Annotated in this window: 14 protein-coding genes; 10 read left to right on the forward strand and 4 right to left on the reverse strand. The window is 42.3% G+C overall.

What is annotated here, in order from left to right:
- Positions 1–19: 19 nt before the first annotated feature.
- Positions 20–1519 carry a CoA-acylating methylmalonate-semialdehyde dehydrogenase gene (locus tag ND16A_RS03265; RefSeq protein WP_033078846.1) on the reverse strand — a complete coding sequence of 500 codons (1500 nt, stop codon included), beginning with the start codon at positions 1517–1519 and terminating at the stop codon, positions 20–22.
- A gap of 240 nt (positions 1520–1759) precedes the next feature.
- On the opposite strand from ND16A_RS03265, the gene ND16A_RS03260 reads away from it, so the two are divergent.
- Together ND16A_RS03260 and ND16A_RS03255 are read left to right on the forward strand one after the other, a co-directional pair.
- Positions 1760–2656 (forward strand): LysR family transcriptional regulator, encoded by an 897-nt coding sequence (locus ND16A_RS03260; protein WP_033078847.1) that lies wholly within the window; start codon positions 1760–1762, stop codon positions 2654–2656.
- Positions 2657–3300: 644 nt separating this feature from the next.
- Positions 3301–5868 (forward strand): TonB-dependent receptor plug domain-containing protein, encoded by a 2568-nt coding sequence (locus tag ND16A_RS03255; RefSeq protein WP_033078848.1) that lies wholly within the window; start codon positions 3301–3303, stop codon positions 5866–5868.
- A 111-nt stretch (positions 5869–5979) separates the two neighbouring features.
- On the opposite strand, the gene ND16A_RS03250 is transcribed toward ND16A_RS03255, so the two are convergent.
- The gene (locus ND16A_RS03250; protein ID WP_033078849.1) at positions 5980–6171 is read right to left on the reverse strand and encodes a hypothetical protein; all 192 of its coding nucleotides are present in this window, start codon (positions 6169–6171) and stop codon (positions 5980–5982) included.
- Positions 6172–6464: 293 nt separating this feature from the next.
- Here ND16A_RS03250 and ND16A_RS03245 point away from each other — a divergent pair, with 293 nt between their 5' ends.
- A complete protein-coding gene (locus ND16A_RS03245) occupies positions 6465–7214 on the forward strand; it encodes an SDR family oxidoreductase (protein WP_033078850.1) in 750 nt (249 codons plus the stop codon).
- A 161-nt stretch (positions 7215–7375) separates the two neighbouring features.
- Here ND16A_RS03245 and ND16A_RS03240 read toward each other — a convergent pair whose 3' ends face one another.
- Complete coding sequence (locus tag ND16A_RS03240; protein WP_033078851.1) at positions 7376–7711, reverse strand: DUF3718 domain-containing protein; 336 nt, start codon at positions 7709–7711, stop codon at positions 7376–7378.
- A 540-nt stretch (positions 7712–8251) separates the two neighbouring features.
- Here ND16A_RS03240 and ND16A_RS03235 point away from each other — a divergent pair.
- The 7 genes from ND16A_RS03235 to ND16A_RS03205 all read left to right on the forward strand — a co-directional run bounded on the left by ND16A_RS03235 (position 8252) and on the right by ND16A_RS03205 (position 16437).
- The gene (locus tag ND16A_RS03235) at positions 8252–8599 is read left to right on the forward strand and encodes a YebG family protein (RefSeq protein ID WP_033078852.1); all 348 of its coding nucleotides are present in this window, start codon (positions 8252–8254) and stop codon (positions 8597–8599) included.
- Between the two features lie 10 nt (positions 8600–8609).
- Complete coding sequence (locus ND16A_RS03230; protein ID WP_033078853.1) at positions 8610–9308, forward strand: M48 family metallopeptidase; 699 nt, start codon at positions 8610–8612, stop codon at positions 9306–9308.
- 325 nt (positions 9309–9633) lie between these two features.
- On the forward strand, positions 9634–12087 hold the full coding sequence (thrA, locus tag ND16A_RS03225) for a bifunctional aspartate kinase/homoserine dehydrogenase I (RefSeq protein WP_033078854.1): 2454 nt from the start codon (positions 9634–9636) through the stop codon (positions 12085–12087).
- Entirely contained in the window at positions 12087–13034 is a 948-nt protein-coding gene (gene thrB, locus ND16A_RS03220; protein WP_033078855.1) for a homoserine kinase, read from the forward strand. Before thrA ends, thrB begins: the two co-directional genes overlap by 1 nt.
- Positions 13035–13098: 64 nt before the next feature.
- Complete coding sequence (thrC, locus tag ND16A_RS03215) at positions 13099–14394, forward strand: threonine synthase (RefSeq protein ID WP_033078856.1); 1296 nt, start codon at positions 13099–13101, stop codon at positions 14392–14394.
- A gap of 288 nt (positions 14395–14682) precedes the next feature.
- Positions 14683–15381 carry a uracil-DNA glycosylase gene (gene ung / locus ND16A_RS03210; RefSeq protein WP_052073268.1) on the forward strand — a complete coding sequence of 233 codons (699 nt, stop codon included), beginning with the start codon at positions 14683–14685 and terminating at the stop codon, positions 15379–15381.
- Between the two features lie 321 nt (positions 15382–15702).
- Positions 15703–16437: a class I SAM-dependent methyltransferase gene (locus ND16A_RS03205; protein ID WP_033078857.1), complete on the forward strand. Its 735-nt coding sequence runs from the start codon at positions 15703–15705 to the stop codon at positions 16435–16437.
- Positions 16438–16581: 144 nt separating this feature from the next.
- On the opposite strand, the gene ND16A_RS03200 is transcribed toward ND16A_RS03205, so the two are convergent.
- The gene (locus ND16A_RS03200) at positions 16582–17154 is read right to left on the reverse strand and encodes a GNAT family N-acetyltransferase (protein ID WP_033078983.1); all 573 of its coding nucleotides are present in this window, start codon (positions 17152–17154) and stop codon (positions 16582–16584) included.
- Between the last annotated feature and the right edge of the window lie 31 nt (positions 17155–17185).

Raw genomic sequence — 17185 nt, forward strand, 5'->3', positions numbered from 1 at the left:
GTTATTTACCAATAAACAATTATAAACTGATAGTGGTATGTACTTTGTCGCCTTCTTGATGATCGGGTTCAAACCAACGAGAAGTAACGCTTTTAGTTTGTGTCCAGAACTGCGTTACTTGCTTACCGTTAGGACCTAAGTCACCTAATTTAGACGCGCGTGAGCCAGTAAACGAGAAGTAAGCAACCGGCACAGGAATCGGCACATTAATGCCAATTTGACCCACATCGATGTCATTTTCGTATTTACGGGCAACAAAGCCAGAAGAGGTGAAGATTGAAGTACCGTTACCGTTAGGGTTGGCATTGATGATAGCAATGGCTTCATCTAAAGTTTCAACTTCTAATACACATAACGCCGGGCCGAATATTTCTTGCGTATAAATGTCCATATCGGTAGTAACACCAGAGAACATTGTTGGGCCAACAAAATTACCTTTCTCAAAACCTGGAACCACAACATTACGGCCGTCGACTAATAGATTGGCCCCTTGTTCAACACCCGAATCGAGTAACTTGATGATGCGTTGTTTCGCTTGTGGCGACACTACCGGACCTAAATCTGCAGCACGGTTGGTACCGGCATCAATGACCATAGTTTTCGCTTTTTCGGCAATCTCAGGTAACCAGCTACGAGTTTCACCCACTAAAATGGTTACCGGGTTCGCCATACAACGTTGACCCGCGGCACCGAATGCAGAACCTAGTAAATCGTTTATTGCTCGGTTTTTGTTGGCATCAGGCATGATCACCATATGGTTTTTCGCGCCCATCATACATTGTGCACGCTTACCGTGTTTGCTGGCGTGATTATAAATGTGCGTACCAACACCGGTTGAACCGATAAATGATACGGCTTTTACCGCATCGTGTTCAATAATGCGGTTCACTACCTCTGGACCACCGTGAACTACGTTAAGCACACCTGCTGGCACGCCCGCTTGTAGCGCAAGCTCAACCATTAACATGGTAGCAGATGGATCTTGTTCAGAGGGCTTTAAAACAAAAGTGTTACCGCAAGCAATTGCCGCTGGAAACATAAACGCCGGCAACATAACCGGGAAGTTAAATGCAGTAATACCAGCGCCGACACCTAAAGGCTTGTTTAAGGTATAAACATCGACACCGGTTGCGGCATTGTTGGCCATTTCACCAAGTTGTAAACGGGTAATTGCACAGGCGTTTTCTACAGCTTCCAAGGCACGACCCACTTCACCTTCGGCATCGGGTAAAGTCTTGCCGTGTTCTAAGGTGATCAGTTCAGCGATTTCAGCGGTATTTGCGTCCAGCAATTGTTGAAACTTAAGCATAATGCGCATACGTTTGGTTAACGACACTTTGCTCCAGCTTTTGAACGCCTCATGCGCGCTCGCAATTGCCGCATCAACCTCGTCAATGGTCGCCATCGGTACTTGCGCCACAACGTCTTGTGTTGCCGGGTTTAATACGTCTAACCAATGTTCAGATTTTGAAATAACTTTTTCACCACCGATAATCAGTGGAATTTGGCGAACTGTCATTACTCGCTTCCTTTTAATAAATGTTTATTAACCTGACCAATGGATCATGAGTGCTGCTTATCCCGAGTTCAGGTTACCTACCAAACGCGCTGTTGCTCTGGCTTTAAGGTTGTACTTAGGATAGACGCTTAGTTACCGCTTAACAATAGTGTGAGCGCAAGGTCTTGTTGCAAAAATGCAAGACGTTCGGTTTTTGTTTTGCTACACTCATATACCAAACAGACTTAGCCTTGGTGTTTAATGAATTGGGATGATATAAAAATATTTTTACAAGTCGCTCGCACTGGCAAGCTTGCTTTGGCTGCCCGTAATCTGAAAGTGGATTCATCTACGGTGTCACGGCGATTGCATCATTTAGAGAAATCTCTGGAAGTCAGTTTGTTTGAACGCGGCGCAGACGGTCATTTGCTCACCGTTGAAGGCCAGCAACTGATGCAAACGGCCAAGCGGATGGAGCAAAATCTGCAATCATCGGTGGCTTCATTGCAAGGCATCAATAAAGGCGATTCGGGCAATGTCCGGCTGGGCACAACGGAAGCGTTTGGTAGCTTTTTTCTGGCAACAAAAATGCGCAATTTTGCCACTTTGGCGCCAAAAATTAGTGTCGATATTCTCACCTTTTCACGTCAGGTAAATCTCACTCGTTATGAAGCCGATATTGCCATCAATGTCGGCAAGCCAGAAAAAACCTCGATGGTGGTGAGCAAGCTTTGTGATTATCGGTTAAAACTTTATGCCAGCAATATTTATTTAAGAAACAACCCGATCACCAAAAAATCAGATTTAAACCAGCAGACCTGGATAGCCTACGTTGAACATCTCGATTTTAGTGAACAACTGTCTCACGTAAAAGATCTGGCTCCCGATGTTGTCCCTATTTTAAAAAGTTCTAGCGTGATCAGTCAGTATTTGGCGGTAAAAAGTGGTTTGGGAGTTGCGGTGTTGCCTTGCTTTATGGCCGATTTAGACCCGGAATTGAAGCCGCTACTCGATGATGAAATTGATATTGTCCGACAGTTTTATTTGATCGCGCAAGCCGACCGAAAAAGAATTGCCCGAGTGGAAATGCTGTGGAACTTTATTAAAAAAACGGCAAAAACCAATCAAGCGTTGTTGATGGGCAACAGACGTGTTTAATTGCGACCAATCGCATTGAGCAACATGGCGTAGATAAAGCTTCAACACTAAACTTCCCTTCCTCAGCAGATCACAGGTAGTTAAAAATCTGTGATGAACTGTCTAAATGGCGGATGTCAACACTCACTTGCTAATTAAAAAAACTTATTCACCAATAAAAATTATTTATCTTATCTGTCTTACCGATAAGGATGATTGTCAGTGTATTTGAGCAAATAAGGTGGGATGCCGTTTTTCACTAACTATTCATCGTTAATTTAAAGTCGGATTTTTCATTTAACAGTAAAATAACTGATTTATATGCTTATTAACCCATTTTTTGCTTTTTTACATAAATGGTCTACGCTAGTTAAATTAAACTATATATTCCAGTTAAGTAGTTAATTATCGGCGTTATTTTTGAGCTTTCGCGCTCATGGAACGGATGGTTTTTGCCCGGCCGACAAGGTTGAACTTAACTTGTGTGGCAAGAATTTGTTACATAATAGCGTTTTTATCGCTGTTAAGCTGTTGTAAATGAATTGTTACTAGCGTATAAAAAAAGGGAGTTGGAAAATAAAAATAAAAAGTCGACCGAATAAAAATTTAAATAAAATCGAATAAAATCAAATGAAAACTAAACATAAAACTCTAGGGAGAACAACATGTCTGGTAAATTTCCAGTGAGAAATTTAGCGCTTGCCATCGGTATAGCACTAGGTAGTCAACCAGTATTCGCAGCTGAGGAAGGGGAAGCTGTTGTCGATGAAAATATTGAACAAATTGTCGTTGTCGGCTCACGCGCCGCACCACGTTCGGTAGCCGATTCACCAGTACCAGTAGATGTGATCGACGGTGATGAACTGGCCAAGTCGGGCGGTTCAGATATGCTCGATATGCTAGTAAGTTCCATTCCATCATTTAACGTTCGCGCTCAGCCAATCTCTGATGCAGCATCATTAATCAAGCCAGTAAACCTTCGTGGTTTATCTTCAGATTCAACCTTAATTTTAGTGAATGGCAAACGTCGTCATCGTGCTTCAGTTATTGCCTTCCAGGGTGGTGGTGTTAACGATGGTGCACAAGGCCCAGATATTTCCGTGATCCCGTCGGTTGCCTTGAAACAAGTGGAAGTTCTACGTGATGGCGCAGCAGCGCAATACGGTTCAGATGCCATTGCCGGCGTGATGAACTTTGTCTTAAAAGACGATAGGGATGGTGGTTCCATGTCGGTTAAATATGGCGAGTATAGCGAAGGCGATGGTGGTTTAACCATTGTTGACGGTAATATCGGCTTACCATTAACGGATGATGGCTTTGCCAACTTTAGCTTCCAATTGAAAAATGCCGATGCCACCAGCCGCAGTGTCCAACGTCCAGATGCTGCTGGTTTGATCGCGGCTGGTAATACAGCTGTTGGTGACCCTGCACAAATTTGGGGTAACCCGGAAATTGAAGACGATATTACTATTTTTGGTAACATTGGTCTTGATTTAGGCGACGATAAAGAATTCTACCTTTTCGGTAACTATTCAGAACGTGATGTCACCGGTGGTTTCTATTATCGTAACCCGCACAATCGTGGTAACGTGTACTCAATTGATAGCGGTGAAACGTTATTAGTGGGGGATGTCGCTCAGGCCTCTGGTGCAGCTAGAACTTGTGCTGTTGTTCCTGCCAATGTCCCTAATGTTCTTGATACCCAAGCGTATATGGATATGGTTGCCGATCCAAACTGTTTCTCGATGAACCAAATCTTCCCAGGCGGTTACACCCCGGCGTTCGGTGGTAATATCACCGATACTTCATTAACCATGGGAACCAGAGGTGATATTAAAACGGGTGTTTTAGCCGATTGGACCTTTGATTTAAGCGGCTCTGTCGGTCGCAGTGAGTCTTCGTTTAATCTAAAAAATACCCTCAACCCGTCGTTAGGTCTTGATACCCCTACCTCATTTGATACCGGTAAATACATCCAGTTAGAAAAAACCTTTAACTTTGATTTAGTGCGCGGAATCGATGTTGGTATGTATGAAGATCTCAACTTTGCTACGGGTCTGGAATGGCGCGAAGAGAGCTTTGAGATTATTTCTGGTGAAGAAAATTCCTGGAAAGCTGGGCCTTATGCCGATCAGGGCTTTAACATAGGTTCACATGGTTTCAAAGGTTTTGGTCCCGAATCACAAGGTCTCGATGTTCGTCGAAATATTGCCGCCTATGTCGATGTTGAAGCCTATGTGTCTGAGGATCTGATGTTAGGTGCTGCGGTACGCTATGAAGATTTCAATACTTTTGGTAGTACCACAGATTATAAATTAACGGCTCAGTTTTCGTTAACCGATGAGTTATCATTCCGTGCCTCACACAGTACCGGCTTTAGAGCACCTACGGTTGGCCAGGCGAATGTGGTAAACACCCAAACCTCATTGGTTAATGGCGAGTTAATACAAACCTTCCTGGCTCCGCCTACCGCGGCATTATCGGAGTTTTATGGTGGTAAAGAATTAACCCCTGAAGAATCAACCAGTTTCGCCGGTGGTTTGGTCTATCAAGATGGTGGCTTTTTCATGACGGTGGATTACTACACCATTGAAGTCACCGATCGTTTAGCCCAATCGAGCCAAATCGATGTGTTGCCGGAAGATTATGAAGAACTTGAAGCATTGGGCGTACAAAACCCTGAGTTAATTTCTGCAGTAACTTATTTTGCCAATGATTTTGATACCACCACTCAAGGTCTAGACGTTGTAGCCAACTACGCGATGGAATTATTCGATGGTGATACAGCATTCAGTTTTGCTTATAACTGGAACGAAACGACGGTAGATGCGTTTAACCCTGAAACTACAGATGAAGGTAAAGTGCGTCGTCTAGAAGAAGGTATGCCAGATCATCGTGCCACGTTTACCGTGTCACAAAGCTGGGATAACGTTAGCATGTTTGTTCGTGGTAATTACTTTGGCGAATATTTTGCGGTACATGCCGATGATACGTCTGAATTCTGGTCTGAGACTGCTGATGCGGCAGTTACCCTTGATGCCGAAGTGAGCTATTACGTAAATGAGAGTATTACTCTGACTGTTGGCGGCAACAACTTGTTAGATCAAGAAGCAGAAGAGTTACAAAAAGGCGAAGATGGCGCTTATGGTGTCGTTGGTGCTAAATTTTACGAAAGTGGTCCGTTTGATTACAACGGTGCATTCTACTACGTAAAAGCGACTTATAACTTCTAATCTTATTAAAAGTTAACCATTAAAAAACCTGCTTCGGCAGGTTTTTTTGTACATGGATGTATTTATACTCGGCAGGAAATACGCCTTTTTTTGGGGGATAGCCGTTAACTTTTACAGTTCCCACTCGTCTTCGTCCAGTAATTCTTTAAGGCGCTTCTTTTCCAGCAATTCGTCAATACGTTTACGGGTTTTCGCACAATCGATGCCACCTTGGTCGTTATCAGTATTTGCTGATACATCGTCTTGATAATCATCGTCACTAAGGCCTAATTCGGCATCTTCAATAATTTTGCTGCGAGACATTACTACTTCCCCTCTCTACCAAACAAACAATAATAAGAATACAAATGCGGTGATCGAAGATTTCACCCTCTGTAATTTGAAAAATAGGAAAGTTTATTGCTTACGTCAAACAATAAATTAACAAATTTGTTCGACTGCCTTAGTTTTGTTCGAACCTTAGACTATCAGCAGTGTGTAAGTTATTGTTGCCCGGTTATTTTGTCGATGAAAGGGACGGATATAATATTTTTGGCTGCTTTATAATTTTTTTTTCGGCTAGTATGTATATATCTATAATTTAAATCTATGGTCCGATGAAAAGACAAAATATACTCATCACCGGAGCAAGCTCTGGGCTCGGCCTTACCATGGCCAAACAATTTGCCGCGTTAGGCAGAAACTTAATTTTATGTGCGAGAAGACTTGAAAATTTAGAACAACTTAAGCAAACCTTGTTAACCATAAATCCAACTATCCACGTTAGCATTAGCGAGCTGGACGTAAATAACGATGAACAAGTGTTTGCGGTGTTTAAGCAGGCAAAAGCGGAGTTTGGTAATATCGACAGGGTGATCGTTAACGCTGGTATTGGTCAAGGGGGCTCGATCGGCACCGGATGCTTTGCTGAAAATAAACACACAGCAATGACTAACTTTGTTGCCGCCCTGGTCCAATGTGAAGCCGCAATGGCAATATTTAGAGAGCAGAATTTTGGTCACTTAGTCACAATTTCATCGGTCAGTTCGCAATGTGGCTTTGCTAAGTCGATGACGGTATATGCGGCAACGAAAGCAGCACTGGCATCTTTAACCGAAGGTATCCGAATTGATGTACTCGACACACCAATAAGAGTTACTACTATTCATCCCGGTTACATTGCTACCGAGATAACCAATCCAGATAAAAAACTGCCGTTTATTGTCAATGTAGACGTTGGTTGTAAGGCGATAATCAAGGCGGTTGAGCGGGAAGTGAATGTTGCCTTTGTGCCGTTTTGGCCCTGGGCAATGATGCGTTATCTGTTAAGGATTTTGCCTCTCGCGTTTATGCGCAGGCTCAACTAATGAAGAATTCAGAGTTTACCGGGTTGAAAATGGCTGTGGATAGCCGACTAAAAGTATTAGGTATGGAGTACCAATGCTAATAAATTTTCCTCACTGAGCAGGAAACAGCTTATTAGACTTGGTACATACATTTAGTCGGCATAAAGACAAAATTTGGCAGATTAAAAGTTCACCGCATAGCTCTGTGCTAAGTCGACAATTTCACGGCTACCTAAACGCTTTTCCAGATGACTGGCGGTAGTGTGTGCACCGCTGTTTTCAGCGAAGTTGATAATATTCTCACCATTGCAAACCACTTTCATGGCGACGGTTTTTTCATTTAGATGATAGCCTTTAATCGTACTGCGCATTTCACCGAGATCATCAGATTGTGCTGATTTGCACACATTAATAAGCGCTGATTCGATATATGGGTCCATTCCGGCGCTACTGTTAAACGCTGCAAATAATGATACTGAAGTGATACTGGCTAAAGTTAGTGCTTTTAATGTTTTCATGATGTTGCTCCTGCTGATGCTTTGTTAAATTTGGCTTTGTTATTTATTGCCGCTGCCCATTAATAGTGGCTTATTTTTATTAAAAAGTTGTTAATGAAAATCCCCCAGGTGTAACGGATTTTTTCAAAGCGTTGTTTACAAAACAAACAAAACACTAATAAAATCAGAGGCTCTGTTGAGAAAACAGCAAAAAATGAGTGTTTCCATTGAAACATTTCATTACATCGGTGCATAAAAATTCACTTATTCTTTATTTAAATGCAGGTTGAATGGCGGTTTTTTTGCGATGAAATTTTATTTATTTTTGCGAAAACAGAACTTTTTCAAGAATTACCGTTCATTCTTGCAATTTTTTGTTGTCATTCATTGAATGTAACTGCTAGAGTACTGGTTAAATATCCAGTTAAGTAACCGTCGTAAAGCACTTCATACTTGGATAACCTGAATTGAAGATAATCGCTCATTGTCGGTAATTCAGGAGCGCTAAATACTTTTAAATGCCAAAAATTGAAATTGGCCAAACAATACTAAGGGATCATAATGGCAGTAGAAAGTCGTTTTGTAGTCATTCGCAATGGGGTGGAGGTTGAAACATTTATGGATAAGAAAGCTGCAGATGAGTATGACAAAATGCTCGATATGGCAGACAGTCTGTCCGATTTGTTTGATCAATCAGCACTTGAGCTTAATGAGAAAATGGTCGAGGAGGTGAGTATTTTCATTGCTAAAAACCGCGAAGAAGTGCTTGTTGCCTTGCAAGCGAAAAAAGCTAAAGTGATAAAACCTGCGGTAAAGGAAGACGAGGTAATTGCGACACCAGAAGCCAGCGCTGCAGTAAAAAAAACTGCGCCAAAGAAAGCAAAAAAATCCACTAAGGCAAAAGCTTAACTCTACTTAAATGACTTTACCTGAATTTACCTTAGTACGTAGTAGCAAGCGGAAAACCGTAAGTTTGCAAGTAAAATCTGGCAAAGTCAGGGTGCTCGCGCCCAGGCAAATCAGTGATTTGCAAATTACCGAACTGGTCGAACAAAAATCGGTATGGCTATGGCGTAAAATTAATGAACAGCAACAAATTGTCGAACAAAGTATGGTTCGACAATTTATTGACGGCGAACGCTATTATTTTCTCGGCAAACAATATTCGTTAGCAGTAGTACACGCCAGTAGCAAAGATGTGCAACTTATTGATGATAAAATTGTTGTTACTTTATTAAAGCGGGATGCTGCTCCTGCTTTAATTGCCGATAAAGTGCAAACTGCCATGCGGCAGTGGTATATAGAGCAAGCGAAAGTCATTTTACAGCAACGATTATCAGAGCAACAGCAGTTCACTAAGCTATCTGCGACTGCGGTTAAAATCAGACATTATAAAACTCGCTGGGGCAGCTGTGATAGCAAACATCGGATAAACCTAAACTGGTTACTGGTAATGGCTCCGGTTGAGGTTATTGATTATGTGATAATTCATGAACTTTGCCATACCGTTCACCTTAATCATTCAAGCGCATACTGGCAGTTGGTAAACCAATTCTTTCCTCACTATAAACAAGCTAAAACATGGCTTAAAAGCCATCAGCAACACCTGTATTGGTGATTTTCCCATAATTTAACTAAAATAGAATCGCTTTGGTTATATTTTATAAGCAATTACATTGAATTTGCGGTTGACAGTAAATAGCACCTAGGGCAAAGTATGGGCATGAACATATTTATGCACGCAACCATTATTCTTATTACCACCACCATTCGTACCCGAATGGAGGTCATAGGCTAACGTGTAAAATAAAAAAAATTTTCGAAGCCCGTGACCTGCAAAGTTCACGGGCTTTTTTAATTTATGTTTCTCTATATTGTTTAGCATCTGCTAAACAATATAGAGAAACATAAATAAACAGTGTTAAATTATTGAGGTTAATAAAATGAGAGTACTAAAGTTTGGTGGTTCGTCCTTAGCCAATGCAGAGCGGTTTTTAGCGGTTTGTGAAATCATTACCAATAAAAGCCAGCAATCGCCAGTGTCTGTCGTGGTGTCGGCACCACAAGGCATTACCAATCATTTAGTCGCATTAACCGAAACCCTAACTGAAGGTGAAGAGCTTGAACAAGGCTTGGAGCATTTATATAAAGCGGTAAATAATATTTTTGATGGTTTGGCTGATGCCGATACTAACTTTAACCGCCAACATGCAGAACAAGCGTTATTGCGTTGGTCACAGCAATTAAAGCGCTGGTTAGAAGGTGCGGCAATGCTGAACCACTGTCCTGATCATATACGCGCCTGTGTGATCAGTTTAGGTGAGCGCTTAAGTGTCGCTATTTTGGAAGCCATTTTAGGCAAAGAACAGCAATTGAGCGTTATTGAACCGGAAACGTTCCTAAAAACCAATGAATCATCCCTTAATGCGGTAGCTGATTTGGTGCTATCGAGACAACTTTTTGTTGAACAATATCCTAATCAACAACGCATCTCACTGATGCCTGGCTTTATTGGCGTAGCGCCTAGCGGTCAGGTTACAACGCTGGGACGAAATGGTTCCGATTATTCGGCCGCGGTGTTATCGGTATGTACCAATGCTGAATGTTGTGAAATCTGGACCGATGTTGATGGTGTTTACAATGCCGATCCGCGCTTAATTAAAGATGCTAAATTACTCGATCATTTATCGTATCAAGAGGCGATGGAGCTTTCTTATTTTGGCGCGAAAGTGTTACATCCAAAAACCATCGGTCCCATTGCCCAATATCACATTCCTTGCTGGATCAAAAACACCGGCAATCCAGACGCCAAGGGCACACTGATTTCTGGCGAAGATAAAGGTCAAAAACAAGTCAAGGCCATTTCCAATCTTGATGAATTAACTATGGTTAATGTATCGGGCCCTGGTATGAAGGGAATGGTGGGTATGGCGAGCAGAGTGTTTGCCTGTATGAGTCGTGAAAACATTTCAATGGTGATGATCTCTCAATCCTCTTCTGAATACTGTATCAGTTTTTGTGTGTACTCCCATGATGCTTACCGAGCACAACAAAGCCTACAGCTTGAATTTGAATTGGAATTATTGAACCAGTTACTTGAACCCATCGATCTACAGTCACATTTATCCATTGTCTCGTTAGTCGGTGATGGCATGCATCATCAACGAGGCGTTGCTGGCAAGTTATTCAGCTCGTTAGCACAAGCTCGGGTAAACGTGGTTGCCATCGCTCAGGATTCTTCTGAGCGCAGCATTTCTGTAGTCATCGAGCAGCGCAAATGTACCGATGCGTTAAAAGTATGTCATCAAAACTTTTTCTCTCATCGCCAAACCATCGATGCCTTTGTGGTCGGCTGTGGTGTGGTTGGTAGTGAATTACTTACCCAAATTGGCAGACAACAGGAAAGTTTGAAATCGCAAGGTGTCGACTTGAGAGTGTATGGTATTGCCAATAGTAAAGGCATTGGCTTTAATGCTGAGGGCATTGATATGCACGATTGGCAACAAGGAATGCAAGCCGATGTTAAACCGTTGACGGTTGACTCAGTGAAGAATTTTGTGCGCAATCACCATTTAATTAACCCGGTATTAATTGATTGTACTTCCAACGAGGATTTAGCCTTAAAGTATGCCGACTTTTTAGCGGAAGGGTTTCATGTGGTCACGCCAAACAAGAAAGCCAACACCGATAGCTGGTCATACTATTTGAAATTAAGAGAGTGTGCACAAAAAACCAATCGCTTATTCTTATATGAAACAAACGTTGGTGCTGGGTTACCGGTTATCGGTACGTTACAAAACTTGTTTAAAGCGGGTGATGAATTAGTGCAATTTGCCGGCGTGCTATCTGGCTCACTGTCGTATATATTCGGAAAATTAGACGAAGGCATGTCACTGTCCGAGGCAACAGAAATTGCCAAGAGTAATGGTTTTACCGAACCCGATCCTCGTGATGATTTAAGCGGTATGGATGTGGCGCGAAAATTACTGATCATGGCGCGTGAAGCCGGTATGCCGTTAGAGTTACACAATATTAAAGTGGAATCGGTATTGCCAGATGATTTTGATTCATCAGGCAGCATTGATGACTTTATGGCGCGATTGCCTGAGCTTAATCCACAGTTCGCCGCAAAAGTTGATCAGGCAGCAAGTGCAGGTAAAGTGTTGCGCTACGTTGGCTCCATCAACAACGGCGAATGCCAGGTTTCTATTGAAGCCGTAGATGCAAGCCACCCGTTATACGCGATTAAAGATGGCGAAAATGCGTTGTCTATTTTAAGTAAGTATTATCAACCAATTCCACTGGTATTACGTGGTTATGGTGCCGGTGCAGCCGTTACCGCCGCAGGTGTTTTTTCTGATGTGTTACGCACTCAGGCTTGGAAGCAGGAGTTATAATGGCTATCAGAGTTTTTGCCCCGGCCTCAATCGGTAATGTTAGTGTCGGCTTTGACGTATTAGGCATGGCTGTTACCCCGGTTGGCGATGAGCTGTTGGGGGATATCGTGCAAATTGAACCGGCAGCAGGTAGTGACAGTCGATTACATTTAGAAGGCGAATTTGCCAGTAAATTACCAGGTGATCCGAAACATAATATTGTTTGGTATTGCCTGGAGTTATTTAATCAACAACTGATTAATGACGGTAAAACCGTTGATAATGTCGATTTAATCCTCGAGAAAAAGATGCCGGTTGGTAGTGGTTTGGGTTCGAGCGCCTGTTCGGTTGTGGCGGCTCTTGTTGCCTTGAATGAATACTATAAGCAGCCATATAATGACGCTAAACTGCTGAACATGATGGGCCAAATGGAAGCGCAAATAAGCGGTAGTTTACATTATGATAATGTCGCACCGTGCTTTTTAGGTGGGCTGCAACTAATGGTGACTGATGAGAAGGTTATCACCCGCAGTTTGCCTACCTTTGATGATTATTATTGGATCATGGCCTACCCTGGCATTGAGATGTCGACCAAAGCAGCACGTGAAGCATTGCCTGAAAGTTATTCACGTGCCGATGTTATTGCTTACGGACAAAACCTGGCAAGCTTTATTGATGCCAGTTACCGTAATGATGCGAAACAGGCATTTGCCAATATCCGTGATATTGTCGCTGAGCCTTATCGCCAGCATTTATTACCAAAATTTATTGAAACCAAGCAATATTTGCTCGCCAATGGTGCCGATGCGACCGGAATTTCTGGCTCAGGACCGACGGTGTTCGTTGCTTGTAGTAACCTCGATAAAGCTGAACAGCTAAGTGAGTACTTGCGTCAGTTTTATCTACAATCACCAACAGGGTTTGTCCATATCTGTAAAGCAGATATTCAGGGAACTCGGTTGATATAATCAACCTGGTATATTTAGTTAGAATAGAAACTGAGTTTGAAGGCTTGGTTTTAGAGGATTAATGATGAAATTTTATAATTTAAAACACCCAGAACAAGAAGTAAGTTTTTCGCAAGCCGTACGTCAGGGCTTAGGTAAGAATCAAGGGCTATTTTTCCCCAGGCAATTGCCAGAGTTTGATGACATTGAAAGTTTGCTGGCGATGCCTTTGGTAGAGCGTAGTATTAAAATTTTATATCCGTTTGTTGAAGATGATTTAACCCTAGAGCAATTTACCAGCATAGTGACCAATGCGTTTAACTTTCCGGCGTTGGTACAATCGATAGATGAAAAAAATGCGGTGCTGGAATTGTTTCATGGGCCGACGCTGGCGTTTAAAGATTTTGGTGGCCGTTTTATGGCGCAATGTTTGCAAACATTTACCAAAGACAGTCGCGAGAAAATCACCATCTTAACCGCCACGTCTGGCGATACCGGTGCAGCTGTCGCGCATGCGTTTTACGGTTTAGATAATATCGATGTCACCATTTTATATCCAAAGGGCAAAATCAGTTTATTGCAGGAAAAAATGTTCACCACGTTAGGTGGCAATATTTCTACCTTATCGGTAGATGGCAGCTTTGATGATTGTCAGGGATTAGTGAAACAGTCATTTGATGACTTGGAGCTGGCACAAGCAATTGGCCTGAATTCGGCTAATTCCATCAATATCAGCAGACTATTGGCGCAAATTTGTTACTACTTTGAAGCGGCTGCGCAACTGTATCGTCAGCGTGGAAAATTTGATGATTTAGTCTTTTCTATCCCGAGTGGTAATTTTGGTAACTTAACTGCTGGCATGTTAGCGAAAGCGATGGGCTTGCCTATTAAGCGCTTTATTGCCGCCACCAATGCCAACGATACGGTGCCAAGATATCTGCAAACCGGCGCTTGGCAACCGAATGACACCATTGCCACCATGTCGAACGCGATGGATGTTTCGAAACCCAATAACTGGCCGCGGGTTGAGCACATGTTAAACTCGGGCATTGTTGATAAAAACTGTTTAAGCTCAGTAGCTATCGATGAAGAGCAAACGCAAATGGGCATTCACAGTTTAAATTCTTTAGGCTATATCAGTGAACCGCATGCCAGTGTTGCTTACAAAGCGTTAAAATACGGGTTGAATGATGATGAATTTGGCGTGTTTTTAGGCACGGCACATCCGGCAAAATTCAAAGAAACGGTAGAGAGCACCTTAGGCTGCCTGTTAGGCTTACCGAAAGAGCTTGCCGATTGCAGCGGTGAAACCATATTGTCTTCAGAGATGAACGTTGATTTTCAACAATTACGTTCGTACTTGCTAGCACAGGTAAACTAATAACCCAAAGCTGCGAACAGCGAGCTACTGGCCATGGGCTGTGTATTTGTTTAATTCATCTATCGTGTAACAATACCGAGTCTGCCTGAAGGTAATAGTTCAAAGCTACGAGCTGCGAGCTACGAGCTACTGGCCACGGGCTGTGTATTTGTTTAGTTCACTTATCGTGTAATAATACTAGGTCTGCCCGAAGCTAGTAGCTCGTAGCCCGAAGCTTTTAATATTTTACCCGACAAGCCGTACGCCTTTTGAGAATACGTTTTAACTGCAACAAGAAGTAGAGAATTTATGAACTGGCAAGAGTTGTTACAAACAGAACAACAACGTGATTACTTTCAAGCACTGCTGGCAGAAATTGCCCGACAACGGCAACAAGGGATCGAAATTTACCCGATGGATGAAGATATCTATAACGCGTTTGAATTAACGCCATTTACCGATATCAAAGTGGTGATTATTGGCCAGGATCCCTACCATGGTCCAGGCCAGGCTCATGGTCTTTCCTTTTCAGTGAGAGCAGGGGTAAAAGTGCCGCCGTCATTGGTTAATATGTATAAAGAGTTAGACAATGATCAAGCAAATTTTCACATCCCATGTCATGGTGATTTGAGTTATTGGGCAGAGCAGGGGGTATTGTTATTGAATACGGTGTTAACCGTACAAAAGGGCAATGCACATTCGCATGCCAAATTGGGTTGGGAAAAATTTACTGACCGGGTAATCGAGCTTATTAATGAGCAAAAGCAAGGGGTAGTCTTTATGCTTTGGGGCGCGCATGCGCAAAAAAAGGGTAAGCATATTGATACGGATAACCATCATGTCTTAACCAGCGTGCATCCTTCGCCATTATCGGCTTATCGTGGATTTTTCGGTTGCAAACATTTTTCTCGGGCAAATGACTATCTGCTCAGCCAACAACAGCAACCGATAGACTGGCAAATTAAAGATCAGCAAAAAGAGCAGCAACATAAATACCAAGTTGATTAAATATCTGCTCATTTTTAATGGTTAAAGAATTGTATGGAACAATTCTTCTTTGCGAAGCAGTTCTCAGAACCGAAGGCATGGATGCTTGAGATAAAACGAATAACTACTGCTTTATAAAATTGATAAGTAGAATAACTACTTACTAAATTTTATGCATTGTATTTATCCATTTTCCCTCATGAAAAAGTAGACCACACACTTAATCAAATTGGTATTGCTTTTTAAAAAATTGTTACAAATCAGTCGCTCGTTAACATCTTAGCTGTGCTACTTTGTTTAACATTATTTGTCGTGTTTACCTAAATCATTATTGAGAGTCAGATGAAATTATCGTTCAAGTCTTTGGTCACCTTAGCGTTGTTTGCCTTTAGTGCCCAAACGTTAGCAAATTCTGCATTACTGCTAAACACCCCACACCGCAGTGAGCAAGATAAGCTTCGTGATAAAACCAGCAAGCCGGTAGAAATTATCCAGTTTTCCGGGGTTAAGCCTGAAATGCAGGTATTGGATCTATTCGCTGGTGGTGGCTATTACTCAGAACTTTTATCTCAGGTGGTAGGTCCTAAGGGTAAAGTGTTATTGCATAACAACGAGGCTTATTTGGCTTATGTTGGCAAAGAATTAAAGACCCGCATGGCCGATGGTAGTCTTACTAATGTAATGCAATACATGCAGGAAGCGGATGACTTATCCTTATCGGATAACAGCCTGGACAGCGTCTTTTTTGTCATGGGCTATCACGACATGTATCATCAGACCAAAGGCTGGGCTATTGATGCCGAGAAGTTATTAAAGCAATTATATAAAGCGCTTAAACCTGGCGGCACCTTACTGGTCATCGATCACAGTGCGCCTGTCGGCACGGGCATAGAGTATAGTCAAGATAAACACAGAATTGCGCCAGAGTATGTGATTAAAGAATTGAAAAAATATGGCTTTCAATTTGCCAAACAGTCTGAATTACTGGCCAACGCCGATGATGATTATGAGATAAGTCCGTTTGACCCTAAGGTTTATCGTAAGACTGATAGGTTTGTGATGTTGTTTAGAAAATAAGATACAATAGCAGGGTAACATTTGCGTTCTGATATTTGCATTTTTTACCCTGATAATGGCTACGGGCTACGGGCTACGGGCTACGGGCTACGGGCTACGGGCTACGGGCTACGGGCTACGGGCTACGGGCTATTGGATTTTTATTTAATCAAAATAGATGATCATTTCCGCGGCAACACAGTGGCAATCATTGCCACAAAGGGTGCATTGATAGCCATCAACACTGTCCTGATACCATTTGTCGGGGTGGTCTTTCACTAACACGCCGCCACATTTGGTGAAATATTTTACCGCACTATTGCCTGGGCTTTGTCGCCATAAATGGCTTACTCCCGCTTTTGCCCCTTGTTGTTGTAACTCAAAAATGGATAATTTTAATAACTGCGAGCCGATACCATAACCGCGAAAATTGGCATCAACGGTATTACATTTAAAATACGCGGTATTACCCATGTCGGTTCGCCACAAATGCGGGGAATACCATTGGTCGGTATGCCACATGGTTGGACTATAGCTTATCCGAAACCCCACTAATTGTTGTCCGGCATACGCAACAAAGTTGGCATTAAGGCCATCCTTCAAGCCTTTATCAAACCATTGCTTTAGATTCTCAGCATTCAGGTAGCCTGCCCCATGGACGTAATTTCCTAAGGTGATGATTGCCACAAAGTCACTTTCTTGCATTGGCCGATAATCAATGGTGCTTGAATTTAACATGGTATTTTCGTTCATTCCGGAATTGACTTTG

Origin of the sequence: Thalassotalea sp. ND16A, from assembly GCF_000764205.1 — a bacterium.
Taxonomy (GTDB): Bacteria; Pseudomonadota; Gammaproteobacteria; order Enterobacterales; family Alteromonadaceae; genus Thalassotalea_A.